We start from the raw sequence: 18126 nt of genomic DNA on the forward strand, positions 1-18126 counted from the left end.
GGCCGGTTGTGTGGACGTAAAGCGTCAGCAGTCCACACAACCGGCCCCGGAGGCCCGTCACCGCACCCGACAACCACCCAGCCCGCCGCAGGCGCAACGGCGAACAACACCCGCGGCGGGACGGCCAAGTACGTGGGAGGCACCGCAAAGCGCAGCGCCCCGCGGCGGGAGAGACGGGTACGTGGGGGAAAAAACCAAGCGTCAGCGAGGCCCGTACTTGCGGCCCGTCCGTGAAGTGAGTCCGCCCAGCACCCCCCGCGGCGCCAGCTTCACCGCGCCCATCAGGGCCTTGTAGCGCGGGTCGGGGATGGACAGGGACTTGCCGCGCATGAGGTCCTTCATCGCGGCGTCGACCAGCTTGTCGGCGTCCAGCCACATCCAGCCGGGGATGTTGTCCGTGCCCATGCCGGCCCGCTGGTGGAACTCGGTCCGTACGAAGCCGGGGCACAGCGCCATCAGGCGCACCCCGCTGCCCGCCAGGTCGCGCGCCGCGCCCTGCGTGAACTGGACCACCCACGCCTTGCTCGCGCCGTACGTGCCGCGCGGCACGAACGCGGCCACCGACGCCACATTGACCACCGCGCCGCGCCGCCGGTCCCGCATCCCGCGCACCCCGGCGGTGGTGAGCCGCAGCACCGCCTCACAGTGCACCTTCAGCATCGTCAGCTCGTCGGCCATCGGGACTTCGAGGTACTCGCCCTTGTTGCCGAACCCGGCGTTGTTCACCAGCAGATCCACCGGGTGTTTGGCGTCCGAGAGCCGCGCCTCGACCGCCGCGATGCCGTCGTCCGTCGACAGGTCGGCGCTGAGCACCTCCGCCTCGATGCCGTGCCGGTCGTGCAACTCGGTGGCCTGCTCGCGCAGTCGCTTCTCGTCGCGGGCCACCAGCACCACGCTGTGGCCGTCGCTCGCCAGCCGCCGGGCGAAGGCCGCGCCGATGCCCGCCGTCGCTCCCGTGATCAATGCAGTCGTCATACCGGCACGCTATCCGCCCGGAGCGCACCACCGGAGCCCCAACCCCCGCCCGCGACAGGTCCCGTCGCCCCGGGCCGGCCCGCGGGGCTCATGCGTGCTCCAGATACTTCGCCACCTGCCGCCGGGTCTCCTCCGGGAGCGTCTCGCCCGCGTCCAGCAGTCGCGGCATCAGTTCCCGCCGGCCGGTCAGCGCCTGGAACACCATCCGGACGGTCACCTCGTGGTCCGGGCGGTGCTCCCGCCGGACGGGGTCCCCGGCGCGGATCCGGCCCGGCTCGATCACCCGCAGGTACGCGCCGGGCACCGCGGCCCCGATGAACCGCTTCATCCAGCCGGGCTCCCCCATCCGCCCCTGGAACGTACGGCAGGGCACTCGCGGCGCGGACACCTCCAGCAGGACGTGCCGGCCGATCCGCCAGCGTTCGCCGATGCGCGCGTGGGTGACCTCGACGCCCCAGGTGGTGAGGTTCTCACCGAAGGTTCCGTTGGGAAGCGCGCGGCCCAGCTCGTGCTGCCAGGCGTCCAGGTCCTCGCGGGCGTACGCGTAGACGGCCTTGTCGTCACCGCCGTGGTGGCGCCGGTCGACCACCGCGTCACCGGTCAGCCCACTGCCCCCGACGCCCCTGGGCCCGGGGGAGCGGACCGTCACCGGGCCGTCCACGGGCCGTTTGAAGATGCCCGTGCCGGCCTCGACGGCGGCGTGCGCGGACGGGGTGCGGTGTCCCAAGTTCACGGTCAGTAGCTTCATGCGGAGCTCCGATGCCCGGTCGCGGCGGCAGATGCGGCCCCCCACACATCAGGGTGACCGCTCTACGCCCCGGCACGCCCCTCAGGACGGCGTACGGAGGAGGGCGCCGGAAGCTCGGGGCGCGCGGAGTGCGGGACGAGCCCGCCCCGTGCCTCCGCGCGTGCGCCCGGTGCCTCAAAGCAGCCAACCGGTTTTTTCTGATCGACCCAAGACGCGCTTATGCTCGAAACATGATCGAGGCCCGTCATCTCCGCGTGCTGCGCGCCGTCGCCAGGACCGGCTCGTTCTCCGGTGCGGCGCGGGAGCTGGGCTGCACCCAGCCGGCCATCAGCCAGCAGATGAAGGCGCTGGAACAGTCCGCCGGGACCCCACTGCTGGTCCGGGCGGGCCGCGAGATGCGGCTGACGCAGGCCGGCGAGGCGCTCGTACGGCATGCGGTCGGCATCCTGGCCGGGCTGACCGCCGCCGAGGAGGAGGTCGCGGCCATCGCCGGCCTCCGGGCCGGGCGGGTGCGGCTGGTGTCGTTCCCCTCGGGCAGTTCGACGCTGGTGCCGACCGCCCTGGCGAAGATGCGCGCCGCCCACCCCGGCACCCGGGTCTCGCTGGTGGAGGCCGAGCCGCCGCGCTCGATCGAGATGCTGCGCAACGGCGACTGCGAGATCGCGCTGGCGTTCCGTTATCCGGAGGTGCGCGGGGCGGACCCGGCGGCCGGTGCGGAGTGGGACGACCTCGTGGTGCGGCCGATCCTGGCGGACCGGCTGATCGGCCTGGTCCCGGACGGCCACCGGCTGGCGAGGGCCGGCCGTGCGCGCTTCACGGATCTGGCCGACGAGCCGTGGATCGCGGGCTGCCCGCGCTGCCGCCGTCATCTGGTGGAGGTCTGCGAGAGCGCGGGCTTCACGCCGCGCATCGATTTCGCGACGGACGACTACCCGGCCGTGATCGGTCTGGTCGGGGCGGGGCTGGGGGTCGCCGCGCTGCCCGAGCTGACACTGGCGTCGGTACGCCCCAAGGGAGCCACCGCGATCAGGATGGATCCCGCCGTGCACCGGGAGATCGTCGCGCTCACGCTGCCGGACCTGGCGCAGGTCCCGGCCGTCGGGGCCACGCTCGACCAGCTGGTGGACGCCGCGGCCCGCTGACCACGGCAGCACGAAAGCGGACGGACACCGGCAGGCGGCCACCCCCGCCGAATCCCCGGGCGAGCACGCCAAACCGTCGGCATCCCAAACGCTCCACCGAACGCTCTACGTACGCCTCTACGCGCGCACGTTTACGCCCGGCACGTTCTACGCACGCCGCGCTCTACGCACGCCGCGCTCTACGCACGCCGCGCTCTACGCACGCCGCGCTCTACGCACGCCGCGCTCTACGCACGGCACGCTCTACGTGCGGAACGCTCCACGCACGCCAAAAGCGCGGGCCGCCTTCCGCGTCCCCGCGCACAAAAACCCCTCCCGCCCCCTCCCCGCACCGCCACCCCGACCCCGTTCCCGACCGCCCGCCGCATCGCGGGCACGGTCCCATCGCCGCACGAACGACCCTTGCCGTCCCTTGCAGCCCTTGCAGGAACGTTTCTTCCCGAGCTCCGCGTCCTTCTTCCTCAGTGGCCGGGCGCCCCCGGCCGGCCCGTCATCGAACTCGCGGGACGAGGCGGTGACGGGCCCGGCCCATCAGTTCCTCGCGCTCGTCCTCGGTCAGGCCGCCCACACCCCGTAGGGCTCACGGACGGCCAGCGCATGCGCCGCGCACTCGGCCCGCACGGGGCAGCGCATACACACCTCTTTCGCCGATGTCTCACGCGCGCTGCGGGCCGCTCCACGCTCGCCCTCGGGGTGGAAGAAGAGTGAGCTGTCCACGCCGCGGCAGGCGGCCAGCAACTGCCAGTCCCAAAGATCTGCGTTCGGGCCCGGGAGGCGGGAGAAATCTGCCATTGCTTGTCCCCTCGAAGCGATGCGGATTCGGGCTCGGTGCTCACGACCGTACATCTACTGTCGAAGTAGATGTAAATATGACTCATTGCGAATCTAGTCATAGTCAACGCGAAAATGGAAGAAAGGGAGCCAAATAGGGCATAGGGTGCACGCGCGGATGCCGGTCGCCCGATGAGTCGTCTGCGTATCCGGCTCCTCACGGAGCGTGCTGAACTCGGTCGCCGAAGCCGTAACTCTTTCGGGTGACCGTCGTTGAGTGTGCGGAGGCGATTGGCAGAGGTAGCCCTCGGGCAGGTGTCCGAGGCGGCCGTCAATCGCACAGGTGACGATACGTACCAGCCTGGAGGCTCAAGGTGACGCGCATCAGCTGCGGAGGGCGGTCATGACATCCGTCCTCGTCTGCGACGACTCCCCGCTTGCCCGAGAGGCGCTCCGTCGGGCGGTTGCGACCGTGCCCGGCGTCGAGCGTGTGACGACCGCGGCCAACGGCGAGGAAGTCCTCCGCCGCTGGGGTGCCGATCGCTCGGACCTGATTCTGATGGACGTACGGATGCCCGGGCTCGGCGGTGTCGAGACCGTGCGCCGGCTGCTGTCCGCGGACCCGGGCGCCCGGATCATCATGCTCACGGTGGCCGAGGACCTCGACGGCGTCGCGCTCGCGGTCGCCGCCGGTGCCCGCGGCTATCTGCACAAGGACGCCTCGCGCGCCGAGCTGCGGGCGACGGTGACCCAGGCGCTCGCCGACCCGACGTGGCGGCTCGCCCCGCGCCGGCTGCGGTCCGCCGAGATGGGTGCCGCACCGACGCTCACCGCGCGTGAGATCCAGGTGCTGGAGGGCATGAGTCACGGCCGTTCGAACGCCGAGATCGGCCGCGAGCTCTTCCTGTCGGAAGACACGGTCAAGACCCACGCCCGGCGGCTGTTCAAGAAACTGGGCGCCTCCGACCGGGCCCATGCGGTGGCGCTCGGCTTCCGCTGGGGACTGGTCCGCTAAGGCGTCGTGACGTGCAGCGATGCGGGGGAGTGAAGATCCCCGCCCGCCCTGTGGCGGGCGGGGTGGCATGGTGCCCCGCATGTCCCGATCGGCGACGGCGGTCCGATTCGCCGCGCGGTGCCGCATCCTTGAGGTATGGAGTTCCTCGGGGACGGGCCGCTCGGGCACGAGGGGAGGGCGCGGGAGATGACAGCCGGCGCACCTGCCGCTCATAACGCTTCAGTGCACAACTACGGACCTGGTGCCGCGGACCGTGCGGCGCCAAGGCACCATGGACCGATGCGCGACGACGGGAAGCAGGAGATCGGCGATCTCGTCGCACGCGCCGTCGAGGGGGATCAGCGGGCCACTCATGACCTCCTGGCCCATGTGCACCCCCTCGCCCTGCGCTACTGCCGCACCCGGCTGTCCCGGCTGCCCGGTGACGCCCGGCACTTCGTCGAGGACCTCGCGCAGGAGGTGTGTGTCGCGGTGCTCTGCGCGCTGCCGCGCTACCGCGACACCGGCAAGCCCTTCGAGGCGTTCGTCTTCGCCATCGCCGGCCACAAGGTCGCCGATCTGCAGCGGGCCGCGATGCGCCACCCGGGCAGCACGGCCGTGCCGTCCGACGAGATGCCCGAGCAGCCCGACGACTCCCTCGGTCCCGAGGAGCGGGCGCTGCTGAGCAGTGATGCCGAGTGGGCCAAGAAGCTGCTGGCGAACCTTCCGGAGAACCAGCGCGAGCTGGTGCTGCTGCGGGTCGCGGTCGGGCTGACGGCCGAGGAGACCGGGCAGATGCTGGGGATGTCGCCCGGTGCCGTACGGGTCGCCCAGCACCGCGCGCTGAGCCGGCTGCGGGCGCTCGCCGAGCAGTAGCCCTCGGGTGACGCGAAGTCGCCGTAGGAAAGTACAAGTGACGAGGCCCTCATCGCTCGTGGAATGGGCCACCCCCGTAGGCCGTTAGCATGGGAGTCCGCGCTGAGGCAAGAGCATTGGGGAAGGTGTCATGAGTGACAACGTCGACGGTATGCCCGCCAAATTCGCCATGCTCGGGCTGACATACGACGACGTGCTGCTGTTGCCCGGCGCGTCGGAGGTCCTGCCCAACGCGGTGAGCACCGCGTCCCGGGTCTCGCGCAACGTCACGGTGAACATCCCGCTGCTCTCCGCCGCGATGGACAAGGTCACCGAGGCGCGGATGGCCATCGCCATGGCGCGGCAGGGCGGCGCGGGCGTGCTCCACCGCAATCTCTCCATCGAGGACCAGGCGAACCAGGTCGACCTGGTCAAGCGCTCCGAGTCCGGCATGGTCACCGACCCGATCACGGTCCGGCCGGACGCCGACCTCGCCGAGGCCGACGCGCTGTGCGCCAAGTTCCGGATCAGCGGTGTGCCGGTCACCGACGCCGCGGGCAAGCTGCTGGGCATCGTGACCAACCGCGACATGGCCTTCGAGATGGACCGCCGCCGGCAGGTCCGCGAGGTCATGACCCCGATGCCGCTGGTCACCGGCAAGGTCGGGATCTCCGGTGACGACGCCATCGAGCTGCTGCGCCGCCACAAGATCGAGAAGCTGCCGCTGGTCGACGACGAGGGCGTGCTCAAGGGCCTGATCACGGTCAAGGACTTCGTCAAGGCGGAGAAGTACCCGAACGCCGCCAAGGACGCCGAGGGCCGGCTGGTCGTCGGTGCCGCGGTCGGCGTCGGCGACGCGGCCTACGAGCGGGCGCAGGCGCTGGTCGAGGCCGGTGCCGACTTCCTCGTCGTGGACAGCGCGCACGGCCACAGCCGCGGCATCCTCGACATGATCGCCAAGATCAAGTCCAACATCAGCGTCGACGTGGTCGGCGGCAACGTCGCCACCCGTGACGGCGCCCAGGCCCTCATCGACGCCGGCGCGGACGGCATCAAGGTCGGCGTCGGCCCCGGCTCCATCTGCACGACCCGGGTCGTCGCCGGTGTCGGCGTGCCGCAGGTCACCGCGATCTACGAGGCGGCGCAGGCCGCGAACGCCGCGGGCGTCCCGCTGATCGGCGACGGCGGCCTGCAGTTCTCCGGCGACATCGCCAAGGCCATCGCGGCCGGTGCGGACACCGTCATGCTGGGCTCGCTGCTGGCCGGCTGCGAGGAGTCGCCGGGCGAGATGGTCTTCATCAACGGCAAGCAGTTCAAGTCGTACCGCGGCATGGGCTCGCTGGGCGCGATGCAGTCCCGCGGCCAGGCCCGCTCCTTCTCCAAGGACCGCTACTTCCAGGACAACGTCCTCTCCGAGGACAAGCTGGTGCCCGAGGGCATCGAGGGCCAGGTCCCCTACCGCGGCCCGCTCGCCTCGGTCGCCCACCAGCTCGTCGGCGGTCTGCGCGCCTCCATGGGCTACGTCGGCTCCGCCGACATCCCCGAGCTCAAGGAGAAGGGCCGGTTCGTCCGGATCACCGCCGCGGGCCTGAAGGAGAGCCACCCGCACGACGTCCAGATGATCACCGAGGCGCCGAACTACGCCCGGCGCTGACGCCCCCCCAGGTAGCCCCGGGCCCCGTAGGCCCCTACCGTGAGCCCGCTGCCGCACCCCGGCCGCGGGCTCCGGTGCGTCGGGGATACTGGAGACGCAGACGTAGAAGGAAAGGCCACACACGTGACTGAGATCGAGATCGGGCGCGGCAAGCGCGGCCGCCGGGCATACGCATTCGACGACATCGCCGTCGTACCCAGTCGCCGCACCCGCGACCCGAAGGAGGTCTCGATCGCCTGGCAGATCGACGCCTACCGCTTCGAGCTGCCGTTCCTGGCGGCCCCCATGGACTCGGTGGTCTCCCCGCAGACCGCGATCCGCATCGGTGAGCTGGGCGGCCTGGGCGTCCTCAACCTCGAAGGGCTGTGGACCCGCTACGAGGACCCGGAGCCGCTGCTCGCCGAGATCGCCGAGCTGGACGAGGCCGACGCGACCCGCCGGCTCCAGGAGATCTACGCGGCCCCGATCAAGGAAGAGCTGATCGGCCAGCGGATCAAGGAGGTGCGCGACGCCGGCGTGGTCACCGCCGCGGCGCTGTCGCCGCAGCGCACCGCGCAGTTCTCCAAGGCCGTCGTGGACGCCGGCGTGGACATCTTCGTCATCCGCGGCACGACGGTGTCGGCCGAGCACGTGTCCAGCGCCGCCGAGCCGCTGAACCTCAAGCAGTTCATCTACGAGCTGGACGTCCCGGTGATCGTCGGCGGCTGCGCCACGTACACCGCGGCCCTGCACCTGATGCGCACCGGCGCGGCGGGTGTGCTGGTCGGCTTCGGCGGCGGCGCCGCGCACACCACCCGTAACGTCCTGGGCATCCAGGTCCCGATGGCGACCGCGGTCGCCGATGTCGCGGCCGCCCGCCGGGACTACATGGACGAGTCCGGCGGCCGCTACGTCCACGTCATCGCCGACGGCGGCGTGGGCTGGTCCGGCGACCTGCCCAAGGCGATCGCCTGCGGCGCGGACGCGGTGATGATGGGCTCGCCGCTCGCCCGCGCGACCGACGCGCCGGGCCGCGGCCACCACTGGGGCATGGAGGCGGTCCACGAGGACGTGCCGCGCGGCAAGCGGATGGACCTGGGTGCGGTCGGCACGACCGAGGAGATCCTCCTCGGCCCCTCCCACACCCCGGACGGTTCGATGAACTTCTTCGGCGCGCTGCGCCGGGCGATGGCGACCACCGGCTACTCGGAGCTGAAGGAATTCCAGCGCGTCGAGGTCACGGTCGCGCCGCGGCGGTAGTCCGTAGGGCACGTACGCATACGTAGGGGCCGGTCATCCTGGTGGGTGACCGGCCCTTTCGCATGCCCAACTGCGCTGATGGGGGCGTGTTTTGAGAGGGGAGGGGCGCGTGGTTGCGTTCAGGGCGAGTGTGGGCTGAACGGGTGTAGCAGGGCGTTAGTGTCTGTGTTCGGCGACCCGCTGTCTCTGGGGCGCCCCCTTCCAAGGAGCACGTACCGGACCCGCGGCCGCGGGGCCCGGCCCGCAGCTCCAGTGGACCGTCCAAACCGGGTTGATGGGCGGCGTCATGGAAGGGGGCGTGCCCGTGGGCCGTCACCGCAAGCCCACCCGCTGGGATCAGATTCGGCTTCGGCTGGTGAAGTTCCGGAGGAGGTGGCTCTTGCGGATGTACGGCCGGTGAGCGGCCGCCCCCACAAAGACTAGGGGCGGACACCCGTAAACCGGCTAGGAGCCCGCTGCAGCACCCACTGCGGTGGGCTCCACCTCATTGCGGTGACGGTGAGCGGCCACCCCTACGAGAACTAGGGGTGGACACTCCGATCACTTCCAGGAGCCTGCCGCAGTACCCGCTGCGGTGGGCTCCACCTGATTCCGTAAGGTACCCGTGCTGCGCGCCCGGTGCCACCGGCTCCGGAGTCCGGGCCGTCCCGCGCGCCCCTTTCACAGCCGATGCGCCGCCCCCGTGGGTGTGGCGCCCCTCGTGTCCAGCAGCAGCTGGGCCTTTACCGACAGGCCCTGGAGGTCGTAGGTGCGGTGGTGCTGGAGGAGGAGGGTCAGGTCGGCGGCGGAGGCGGCGTCGTAGAGGGAGTCGGCGCGGGGGACGGGGCGGCCGTGGACGGTCCAGTGCGGGACGTGCGGGTCGTGGTAGGTGACGTGGGCACCGAGTTCGCGGAGGCGGGCGGCGATTTCCCAGGCGGGGGAGCCGGTCTGGTCGGCGACGTCCGGTTTGTAGGTGACACCGAGCAGGAGGATGCGGGCGCCGCGCGCGGACTTGCCGTGTTCGTTGAGGAGGGTGGCGCAGCGCTGGATGACGTAGTGCGGCATCCGGCCGTTGACCTCCTGGGCGAGTTCGACCATCCGGAGGGGGAGGAATGGGCGCCCCCGCCAAGGGAGTTGGGGTCCACCGCGGGGGCGTGGCCGCCCACGCCCGGGCCGGGGCGGAAGGACTGGAAGCCGAACGGTTTGGTCTCGGCGCAGCGGATGACGTCCCACAGGTCGACGCCGATGTCGTGGCAGAAGACCGCCATCTCGTTCATCAGGGCGATGTTGACGTGGCGGTAGTTCGTTTCGAGGAGCTTGGCGGTCTCCGCCTCGCGGGGCCGCGGGCGCGGACGACCTTGTCGGTGAGGCGGCCGTAGAAGGCGGCGGCGGCCTCCGTGCAGGCGGGGGTGAGGCCGCCGATGACCTTGGGCGTGTTGGCGTAGCGGTGGGTGCGGTTGCCGGGGTCGTGGCGGCCGGGTGAGTACGCGAGGTGGAAGTCGCGGCCGGCGGTGAGGCCGGAGCCCGCTTCGAGCAGGGGGCGGAGGAATTCCTCGGTGGTGCCCGGGTACGCGCTGGATTCCAGGATCACCGTGGTGTGCGGCCGTAGTTGTGCGGCCAGGGTCCGGGCGGCACCGGCGACCGCGGAGAGGTCCAGGGTGCGGTCCTCGCCGAGCGGCGTGGGGGCGCAGATGACCGCGGTGCGGACCCGGCCGAGGGCGGTGGGGTCGGCGGTGGTGCGGAAGCCGGCGGCGAGCAGCCGGCGGAGTTCGGTGGCGGTCAGCGGCCCGTCGGTGGCGGCGTGCGGGTCGGGGTCGTAGCCGAGGGTGCCGATGCCGGCGGTGGTGGCGGCCTGGGCGAGGGGGAGGCCGAGGTGACCGAGTCCGATGACGGCGAGATCTGCGGGCATGCTGCGACCGTCCTTCCCGGGCGGAGGGGTGGCGGGTGGTGTGCGGGGCGGGAAGTGCATGACGTATGCGAAGAGTGCATAAGTAGACTAAGCGGATATTTGGCCCAGAATGGGGATTGATGGATCAAGGTGGCCGGGGTGTTGCCGTGCGGGTGAGGGGGGATAGCGGCAAGGAGCGCGGTCAGAATCGACGGACGGGGCAGGGCCCCGGTCACGGTGGCCCCGACCACAGCGGGAGGCAGCGGTGAGGACAGCGATACTGGGACCGGCACAGCGGGCCGAGGCGCTCGCCCGAATGGCGGAGCGGGAGCTCGACGTTCTCGTGGTCGGGGGCGGGGTCGTCGGCGCGGGCACCGCGCTCGACGCGGCGACCCGCGGACTGGACACCGGGCTGGTCGAGTCCCGCGACTGGGCCTCCGGTACGTCCAGCCGGTCGAGCAAGCTGATCCACGGCGGTCTGCGGTATCTGGAGATGCTGGACTTCGCGCTGGTCCGGGAGGCGCTGAAGGAGCGCGGGCTGCTGCTGGAGCGGTTGGCGCCGCATCTGGTCAAGCCGGTGCCGTTCCTCTATCCGCTGCAGCACAAGTTCTGGGAGCGCTGGTACGCGGGCTCCGGTGTGGCGCTCTACGACGGGATGTCGGTGTCGTCGGGGCACGGCCGCGGGCTGCCGGTGCACCGGCACCTGTCGCACAAGAAGGCGCTGCGGGTCGCGCCGTGCCTGAAGAAGGACGCGCTGGTCGGTGCGCTCCAGTACTACGACGCGCAGATGGACGACGCCCGTTACGTGGCGACCCTGGTGCGGACCGCCGCGGCGTACGGCGCGCACGCCGCCAACCGGGCGCGGGTGGTGGGCTTCCTGCGTGAGGGCGAGCGGGTGGTCGGTGCGCGGGTGCAGGACGTCGAGGGCGGCCGGGAGTACGAGGTCCGGGCGCGGCAGATCGTGAACGCCACGGGCGTGTGGACGGACGACACCCAGGCGCTGATCGGGGAGCGCGGGCAGTTCCACGTGCGGGCCTCGAAGGGGATCCACCTGGTCGTTCCCAAGGACCGCATCCACTCGACGACCGGGCTGATCCTGCGGACCGAGAAGAGCGTGCTGTTCGTCATCCCCTGGGGGCGGCACTGGATCGTGGGGACCACGGACACCGACTGGGACCTGGACAAGGCGCATCCGGCGGCGTCCAGCGCGGACATCGACTATCTGCTGGAGCATGTGAACGAGGTCCTCGCCACCCCGCTGACCAGGGACGACGTCGAGGGCGTCTATGCCGGGCTGCGGCCGCTGCTGGCGGGGGAGTCGGACGCCACCAGCAAGCTGTCGCGGGAGCACACGGTCGCGCATCCGGTGCCGGGTCTGGTGGTGGTCGCCGGCGGCAAGTACACGACGTACCGGGTGATGGCGAAGGACGCCGTCGACGAGGCGGTGCACGGGCTGGACCAGCGGGTCGCGGAGTGCGTGACCGAGGAGGTGCCGCTGGTCGGGGCCGAGGGCTACAAGGCCCTGTGGAACGCCCGGGCCCGGATCGCGGCCCGCACCGGGCTGCACGTGGCGCGGATCGAGCACCTGCTGAACCGCTACGGCGCGCTCACCGAGGAACTGCTGGAGCTCGTGGTGGGCGATCCTTCCCTGGGCGAACCGCTGACCGGCGCGGACGACTATCTGCGCGCCGAGGCGGTCTACGCCTGCACGCACGAGGGGGCGCGCCACCTCGACGACGTGCTGACCCGCCGGACCCGGATCTCGATCGAGACCTTCGACCGCGGGACCCGCTGCGCCCGCGAGGTCGCCGAGCTGATGGCGCCGGCGCTCGGCTGGGACGGCGACCAGGTCGAGAAGGAGATCACGCACTACCGGAAGCGGGTCGAGGCGGAACGCGAATCGCAGCGCCAGCCGGACGATCTGACGGCGGATGCGGCGCGGCTGGGGGCACCGGACATCGTGCCGCTGTAGGCAGCGCGGGCCCGCACGTGCCCGTTGTTCATCTCCGGGCGCAGAACTCGGCGCTCAGCACCGCGGTGGTGCCGGCCGGATCCGGCCGGTCGTCCGTGTTCACGCGGAAGCTGACGACATGTCGCCCGCCGACGGTGCCCGCGGCCTGGGCGAAGGACCCGTTGATGTCGCCGTTGTGGCCCCAGACCGTGACCCCGCAGGGCAGCCGGGTCGCGTAGAGGCCGAGGCCGTAGCTGCCGCCGGTGTTCTTCTCGCTGCGTATGGCGGCCATCTGGCGCGGTGGCAGGAACTTCCCGCCGAGCAGCGCGGCGAAGAACCGGTTGAGGTCGCCCAGGGTGGTGACCATCTCGCCGGCCGCGCCGGCCCGGCTGGGGTCCAGCGAGGTGGCGTCCACCCGCCGGTCGCCGATCCGGGAGTACGCGCGGCCGTGCGGTGCCGGCAGCACCGGGTCGGTACCGGGGAACGAGGTCTGGTCGAGCCCGGCCGGACGGAGGATGCGACGGCGGATCTCGGTGGCGTACGGGTGGCCGGTGACCGCCCGGATGATCAGGCCGAGCACCAGGTAGTTGGTGTTGGAGTAGGCGAAGGGGGCACCTCCTGTGCCTTCAGGGCCATGGGGGCGGGCGCCGGGTGCGGCCACCGGCGGGTGGCGGAGGGCGATCCTCAGGAGGGTGTCCGGGGTGTGGCTGTCGTAGCGGTGGGGGCGGAAGCCGGGGCCGTGGAGCTGGCGGGCGAGCCGCGGGTCCTGGGTGTAGTTGAACAGCCCGCTCGTGTGGTCGAGCAGTTGGTGGACCGTCACCTTCCGCAGATCGGTGCCGCCGTGCCGGCCCGTGACCGGTGTGCCCGGCGGGAGATGGGCGGCCGCCGGATCGCTCAGGCGCAGCCGCCGCTCGGCGACGAGCTGCAGGATCACCGTCGCCACCAGGGGCTTGGTGAGGCTGCCGGCCCGGAAGTGGTCCGCCGCGGTCATCCGGTGCCGGCTGCGCAGATCGGCGTAGCCGGCCGTGGAGAAGCGCGGGGCGCGGAACCGGCCGGCGCGGGTGATGAGCGAAGCCGCACCCGGCGCGCCGTCCGCGACCAGTCGGCGCAGGGCGGGCACCGTGGTGGCCGGAGGCCGCGCGAGGGCTCCCGCCGGCGGCACTCGGGTGGCGGCCGGCCGGCCCGCGCAGGCCGGCAGGGCCAGTGCGGCCGCTGCGGCCAGCGCGGCCGCCACGGCCGGCCGGGGCGGACGCATCGTCATCGGGACTCCCGTTCGTCGGGGCCATCATGACGGGTACGCGGTGCCGTCCGGCACCGACCCGGGCCTTCCGCACGGCCGCGGATGAGAGAGAATGAAGGCTGTGCCAGGGTGGGTTGTCCGAGTTGGGTCAGTTTGGCGATCGATGCGATGTCAAGGCTGCCAACTCGGCTGGATTGCCGAGGGGATTCAGTGGGCGACGAGGTCGAGATGGACGGCAAGGAGGGCAGGCTGCTCGCCGGCCGGTACCGGCTCGCCGATGTTCTCGGCCGGGGTGGCATGGGCACCGTCTGGCGGGCACGCGACGAGGTCCTGGGCCGTACGGTCGCAGTCAAGGAACTGCGCTTCCGGGCGGGGTCGAGGAGGACGAGAAGCGCCGGCTGATCACCCGCACGCTGCGCGAGGCCAAGGCGATCGCCCGGATCCGGAACAACGGCGCGGTGACGGTCTACGACGTGGTCGACGAGGACGACCGGCCGTGGATCGTGATGGAGCTGGTCGAGGGCCGCTCGCTCGCCGAGGTCGTACGGGACGACGGCCCGCTGACCCCGCGCCGCGCCGCCGAGGTCGGCCTCGCCGTGCTCGACGTGCTGCGTGCCGCGCACGACGCCGGCATCCTGCACCGCGATGTGAAGCCGTCCAACGTCCTGATGTCCGACGACGGCCGGGTGGTGCTGACCGACTTCGGTATCGCCCAGGTCGAGGGCGACCCCTCGGTGACCTCGACCGGCATGCTCGTCGGCGCCCCCTCGTACATCTCCCCGGAGCGCGCCCGCGGCCAGAAGCCGGGCCCGCCGGCCGACCTGTGGTCGCTGGGCGGCCTGCTGTACGCCTGCGTCGAGGGCGTGCCGCCGTACGACAAGGGTTCGGCGATCGCCACGCTCACCGCGGTGATGACCGAGCCGGTCGAGCCGCCGAAGAGCGCCGGCGCGCTGGAAGAGGTCATCTTCGGGCTGCTGGTGAAGGACCCGGAGGCCCGGCTGGACGACGCCGGTGCGCGGTCGATGCTGCTGGACGTCATCCACGCGCCGGAGAAGACCGAGCCGCCGATGGACGCGACCCGGGCGATGGCGCTGCCGACCGTGCCCGGCGAGCGCACGCCCGCCAAGCCGAAGGACACGCCCAAGCCGAAGGCGGCCCCGAAGCCGAAGGCGGCCAAGAGCGGCGCCCCGGCGCGGCCGGCGCGCAAGCCGAAGGAGAAGAAGCCGGACACCGCGTCCGCCGCGGCGTCCGGGGCCGCTGGGTCCGCCGGTGCGTCTGCCGGTGCTTCCGCGGAGGCCCCGGCCCGGCCGGAGCGGAAGCCCGCCGCGCCCGCGGCCGAGCGGCCGGCCGCCGGTAGCCCCACGGCGGACCGTCCGTCCGGTGCCCGCCCCGGCTTCGACGGCGAGGCCGCCAAGGAGCGGGTGCGCGCCGCCCTGAAGTCCGTGCGCAACGCCGCCGCGGCGGCCGCGGCCCGGGCGGAGTCCAGACCCGGTGACGGGGACCGCCCGTCCAATGCGCGTGCGTCGCTGACCGATGTCGTCCCGCGCCGCACCCTGATCACCGTTGCCGTGGTCGTCGTCCTCGCGGTGCTGGGCACGGTCCTGGCGCTCTCCCTCGGCGGCGACGACACCGGCGCGAAGAGCGGCGGTTCGTCGGGCAAGGGCGGCAAGGGGTCCTCCGCGGGCCGCACCAAGCCCTCGACCGACGCGGCGGACGCGAACGGTGACGATGCGAACGGCGACGACGCGAGCAGCGGCGGCTCCGGCCAGCCGGGCCCGGCGCCGAGCGCCGACCAGGCCGGCGACAAGGGCGGCGCGGACGGCAACGGCGGTGACGGCGGCGCCGGAAAGGGCGGCGCGAAGCTGCCGGACGGCTACGCCCAGAAGACCAACGGCACGTTCCACTTCCGGATGGCCATGCCCAAGGGCTTCCGGCAGACCGGTACCGCCGGGCAGGGCTCCGGCGCCATATACAGCGCCTCCGACGACGGATTCCCGCGCGTCCAGGTCGACTACAACGCCAAGCCCGGCGAGGACGCCGCGGCCGCCTGGCGCAGCCTGGAGCCGAGCGTGCGCGGTTCCAGCGACGACTACCACCTCATCGGCATCAAGACGGTGAAGTGGCGGGGCTATCCGACCGTCGCCGACTGGTCGTTCACCCGCACCCAGAACGGCGAGAAGGTGCGGGTCCTCAACCGCGGCTTCCGGGCCGACGACGACCACGGCTACGCCATCATGATCACCTGCAAGGCGGACAGCTGGTCGGGCAAGGAGTGCCAGCAGGTCATCGCCACCGCGTTCAAGACCTTCGCGGTGAAGGACTGAGCGGACCCGGGCCGTTGCGGGGCGCGGACGGACGCATCAACGGGCCGGGCGGGCGCACCGTCCGGCCCGGGCACGTATCGTGAGACATCGAAGACCGTACGCATCCGCATTCGGTGGGAACGCGACCGGAAGTGACCGACGGCACCCGTGCCGGAGGACGGCGGAGGCGGAGCGGTAACACAGCACGCGCTGCGGGGAGGCGTCGTGGACGAGTACGCAGGGCGAGTGCTCGCCGAGCGCTACCGCCTGCCCGTGCGCCCCTTCGGCGACGACGACTTCACCGAGTCCCGGGCGTTCGACACGTTCAGCGGGCAGGAGGTGCTGGTCCGTCAGGTGCCGCTGCCCGAGGTCGTGGAGGCCGAGGTCCTCGAAGCGGAGGCGGTGGGCGCGGGCCCGGCCGGTTCCGGCGAGTGGAGCGGCGGCGGCCGCTTCGGCGGCTTCCGGGCCACGGGGGTGGCCGACCGCAGCCCCCGCGATCCCGCCGTACGCCGCGCGCTGCAGGCCGCCACGACCGTGGCGCAATTGCCCGACCACCCCCGGCTGGAGCAGGTCTTCGACGTCTTCGCGCAGGACGGCAGCCTGTGGATCGTCGGCGAACTCCTCACCGCCCGCCCGCTGTCCGCGCTGCTCGCCGAGCGGCCGCTGACCCCGCACCGCGCCGCGGAGATCGGCGCCGACCTGCTCACCGCGCTGCGGATGCTGCACACGGACGGCCGACCGCACCGCAACATCACCGCCCGCACGGTCCTGGTCTGCGACGACGGCCGGGCCATCCTCACCGGGCTGGCGGCGGGCGCGGCCCAGGAAGCGCTGTGCGGAGACGATGCGCCCGCCGCTGACGAGACCGACGGGGCCCGGCCCCTCACCGGGCTCGCCGCCGAACGGGCGCGGCAGGCCCGGCTGACCGTCGTCGGCCCGGTCACCGAGCGCTGGGCGCCCGAGCAGGCCGCGCCGGTGGGCGAGGACGCGCCGTTCTCCCGTCCGGGCCCGGCCACCGACCTGTGGGCGGTCGGCGCGCTGTTGTTCCGGAGTGTGCAGGGCCATTCGCCGTTCCCCGAGGACAGCACCGCCGAACTCGCCCGGCTGGTACGGTCCGGGCCGCCCGTGGACGCGGCCGGGTGCGGGCCGCTGCGCCCGCTCGTCGAGGCCCTGCTGCACCGGGACCCCGCCGAGCGCCCGGACCTCGACGAGGTGCGCCACGCGCTCCGCGCGCTGATCCGTACGGCCCCGGAGCCGGAGGCCGAGCGCCGGCTGGTGACGATGCCGGCGCTGGAGCAGGGCGGTGCCCCGCGGTGGCTGCCGATCGTGCGGCGGCGCGGCGAACTCGTCCGCAAGGGGCGGCACAAGAAGGGCCGGCCGGCCGGACACCCCGGGCAGCCGGCCCCGGCACCGCCCGCCGCGCGCCCTCCGCACCCGCGCCGGATGCCGCCGGCCGAGGAGCACGGCGTCCCCCTCCCGAGCTCAAGGGAGCAGGGGGGACCCCCATCGCCGCCGGCCCGGCTGCCCCGCCCGCCGAAGCAGCCCAAGCCGCTCCGGCAGCCGAAGCCGTCCCGCGCGGCCCGGCCCGCCAAGCCGCCGCGGCAGCCCGCCGCCCCGCACCGGGACGCGTACGAGCCGGACCTGCTGGCCTCCGGGCCGCGGCCGGACCGGCCCCGCCGCGGTGCGCCGCGCCATCTCGGCCGGCTGCTGCTCGGTGCGATCCTGTTGCTCCTCGTCGGCGCGGTCGCCTACGCCATGGCGTTCCTGCCGAAGGCGGGCGAGGACGCCAAGGGCGGGCGGCGCGGCGCGGAGCGGACCGCCACCTCCGGTGCGCCGCCGGCCGGCAGCCCCGCCCCCACCCCCTCCGGTGGCGAGGACGGCGGTTCGCCGGACCCGGGTGGGTCGCAGCCCACCGCGCCCGCCGACGTCGCCCCCGGCTTCGCGCTGCGCACCGACCCGCGGGGCTTCCGGATCGCGGTCCGCGACGGCTGGCAGCGGCGCGGCGCCAACGCCCAGGGCCAGGTGCGCTATCTCGGCGGCGACTACGAACTGCTCGTCGTGCCCGGCCGGGACACCACGGCCCGGTACGGCGCGGACCCGATGGCCTACCTGCAGAACAAGGAGCCCGAGCTGGCTCCGTACCGCGGCTCCAGCTGGGCGACCGCGGCCGGGCTGCGGCGGATCGACGTGGGCAAGACGGCGATGGCCGAGGGCACGTTCACCTGGCGCGACGGCAGCGGCCGGGAGGTCTACGTCCGCAACCTCGCCATGATCCACAACGGCCGCTACCACCTGGTCCTGGTCATCGGCCCGGACGGCTCCGGGCGCCGCGAGGTCGACCGGCTCTACGAACAGGCGACCAGCTCGTACCGGCCCCGGTGAGGCCG

The 18126-nt window shown here is 72.8% G+C and carries 10 protein-coding genes and 3 pseudogenes; 8 read left to right on the top strand and 5 right to left on the bottom strand.

The window, feature by feature from the left end; all coding sequences use genetic code 11:
- Positions 1 to 201: 201 nt before the first annotated feature.
- Entirely contained in the window at positions 202 to 975 is a 774-nt protein-coding gene (locus OJ254_RS11535) for an SDR family NAD(P)-dependent oxidoreductase (RefSeq protein WP_030417282.1), read from the bottom strand.
- 88 nt (positions 976 to 1063) lie between these two features.
- Positions 1064 to 1723, bottom strand: a complete 660-nt coding sequence (locus OJ254_RS11540; protein WP_265362248.1) for an MOSC domain-containing protein — start codon at positions 1721 to 1723, stop codon at positions 1064 to 1066.
- Between the two features lie 230 nt (positions 1724 to 1953).
- On the opposite strand from OJ254_RS11540, the gene OJ254_RS11545 reads away from it, so the two are divergent.
- Positions 1954 to 2865, top strand: coding sequence for a LysR family transcriptional regulator (locus OJ254_RS11545; protein ID WP_265362249.1), 912 nt, complete (start codon positions 1954 to 1956; stop codon positions 2863 to 2865).
- A 490-nt stretch (positions 2866 to 3355) separates the two neighbouring features.
- Here the strand turns inward: OJ254_RS11545 and OJ254_RS11550 are convergent.
- Positions 3356 to 3657 (bottom strand): annotated as a pseudogene (locus tag OJ254_RS11550) (WhiB family transcriptional regulator).
- Positions 3658 to 4039: 382 nt separating this feature from the next.
- Here OJ254_RS11550 and OJ254_RS11555 point away from each other — a divergent pair.
- From OJ254_RS11555 to OJ254_RS11570, 4 genes are all read left to right on the top strand, one after another.
- On the top strand, positions 4040 to 4651 hold the full coding sequence (locus OJ254_RS11555; RefSeq protein ID WP_003948568.1) for a response regulator transcription factor: 612 nt from the start codon (positions 4040 to 4042) through the stop codon (positions 4649 to 4651).
- Positions 4652 to 4930: 279 nt separating this feature from the next.
- Positions 4931 to 5506, top strand: a complete 576-nt coding sequence (locus OJ254_RS11560; RefSeq protein WP_018090849.1) for a sigma-70 family RNA polymerase sigma factor — start codon at positions 4931 to 4933, stop codon at positions 5504 to 5506.
- Between the two features lie 130 nt (positions 5507 to 5636).
- Positions 5637 to 7139 (top strand): IMP dehydrogenase, encoded by a 1503-nt coding sequence (gene guaB, locus OJ254_RS11565; RefSeq protein WP_261957080.1) that lies wholly within the window; start codon positions 5637 to 5639, stop codon positions 7137 to 7139.
- A 123-nt stretch (positions 7140 to 7262) separates the two neighbouring features.
- Entirely contained in the window at positions 7263 to 8378 is a 1116-nt protein-coding gene (locus tag OJ254_RS11570; protein ID WP_030416369.1) for a GuaB3 family IMP dehydrogenase-related protein, read from the top strand.
- Positions 8379 to 9038: 660 nt separating this feature from the next.
- Here the strand turns inward: OJ254_RS11570 and OJ254_RS11575 are convergent.
- Positions 9039 to 10266 (bottom strand): annotated as a pseudogene (locus OJ254_RS11575) (nucleotide sugar dehydrogenase).
- A 244-nt stretch (positions 10267 to 10510) separates the two neighbouring features.
- Here OJ254_RS11575 and OJ254_RS11580 point away from each other — a divergent pair.
- Entirely contained in the window at positions 10511 to 12217 is a 1707-nt protein-coding gene (locus OJ254_RS11580) for a glycerol-3-phosphate dehydrogenase/oxidase (protein WP_265362251.1), read from the top strand.
- Positions 12218 to 12245: 28 nt separating this feature from the next.
- Here the strand turns inward: OJ254_RS11580 and OJ254_RS11585 are convergent, their stop codons facing one another.
- Positions 12246 to 13457, bottom strand: a complete 1212-nt coding sequence (locus OJ254_RS11585) for a serine hydrolase domain-containing protein (RefSeq protein ID WP_265362252.1) — start codon at positions 13455 to 13457, stop codon at positions 12246 to 12248.
- 207 nt (positions 13458 to 13664) lie between these two features.
- Here OJ254_RS11585 and OJ254_RS11590 point away from each other — a divergent pair.
- Positions 13665 to 15760 (top strand): annotated as a pseudogene (locus tag OJ254_RS11590) (serine/threonine-protein kinase).
- A 204-nt stretch (positions 15761 to 15964) separates the two neighbouring features.
- Positions 15965 to 18121 (top strand): protein kinase, encoded by a 2157-nt coding sequence (locus tag OJ254_RS11595; protein WP_265362253.1) that lies wholly within the window; start codon positions 15965 to 15967, stop codon positions 18119 to 18121.
- The last annotated feature ends 5 nt before the right edge of the window (positions 18122 to 18126 follow it).

It is taken from the genome of Streptomyces endophytica (genome assembly GCF_026153355.1).
In the GTDB taxonomy this organism is placed as follows: domain Bacteria; phylum Actinomycetota; class Actinomycetes; order Streptomycetales; family Streptomycetaceae; genus Streptomyces; species Streptomyces endophytica.

What these genes read in the sequence shown, in the direction of transcription:
- OJ254_RS11535 (WP_030417282.1), bottom strand. Translation starts at nt 975, where the DNA reads ATGACGACTGCATTGATCACGGGAGCGACGGCGGGCATCGGCGCGGCC.
- OJ254_RS11540 (WP_265362248.1), bottom strand. Translation starts at nt 1,723, where the DNA reads ATGAAGCTACTGACCGTGAACTTGGGACACCGCACCCCGTCCGCGCAC.
- OJ254_RS11545 (WP_265362249.1), top strand. Translation starts at nt 1,954, where the DNA reads ATGATCGAGGCCCGTCATCTCCGCGTGCTGCGCGCCGTCGCCAGGACC.
- OJ254_RS11555 (WP_003948568.1), top strand. Translation starts at nt 4,040, where the DNA reads ATGACATCCGTCCTCGTCTGCGACGACTCCCCGCTTGCCCGAGAGGCG.
- OJ254_RS11560 (WP_018090849.1), top strand. Translation starts at nt 4,931, where the DNA reads ATGCGCGACGACGGGAAGCAGGAGATCGGCGATCTCGTCGCACGCGCC.
- guaB (WP_261957080.1), top strand. Translation starts at nt 5,637, where the DNA reads ATGAGTGACAACGTCGACGGTATGCCCGCCAAATTCGCCATGCTCGGG.
- OJ254_RS11585 (WP_265362252.1), bottom strand. Translation starts at nt 13,457, where the DNA reads ATGACGATGCGTCCGCCCCGGCCGGCCGTGGCGGCCGCGCTGGCCGCA.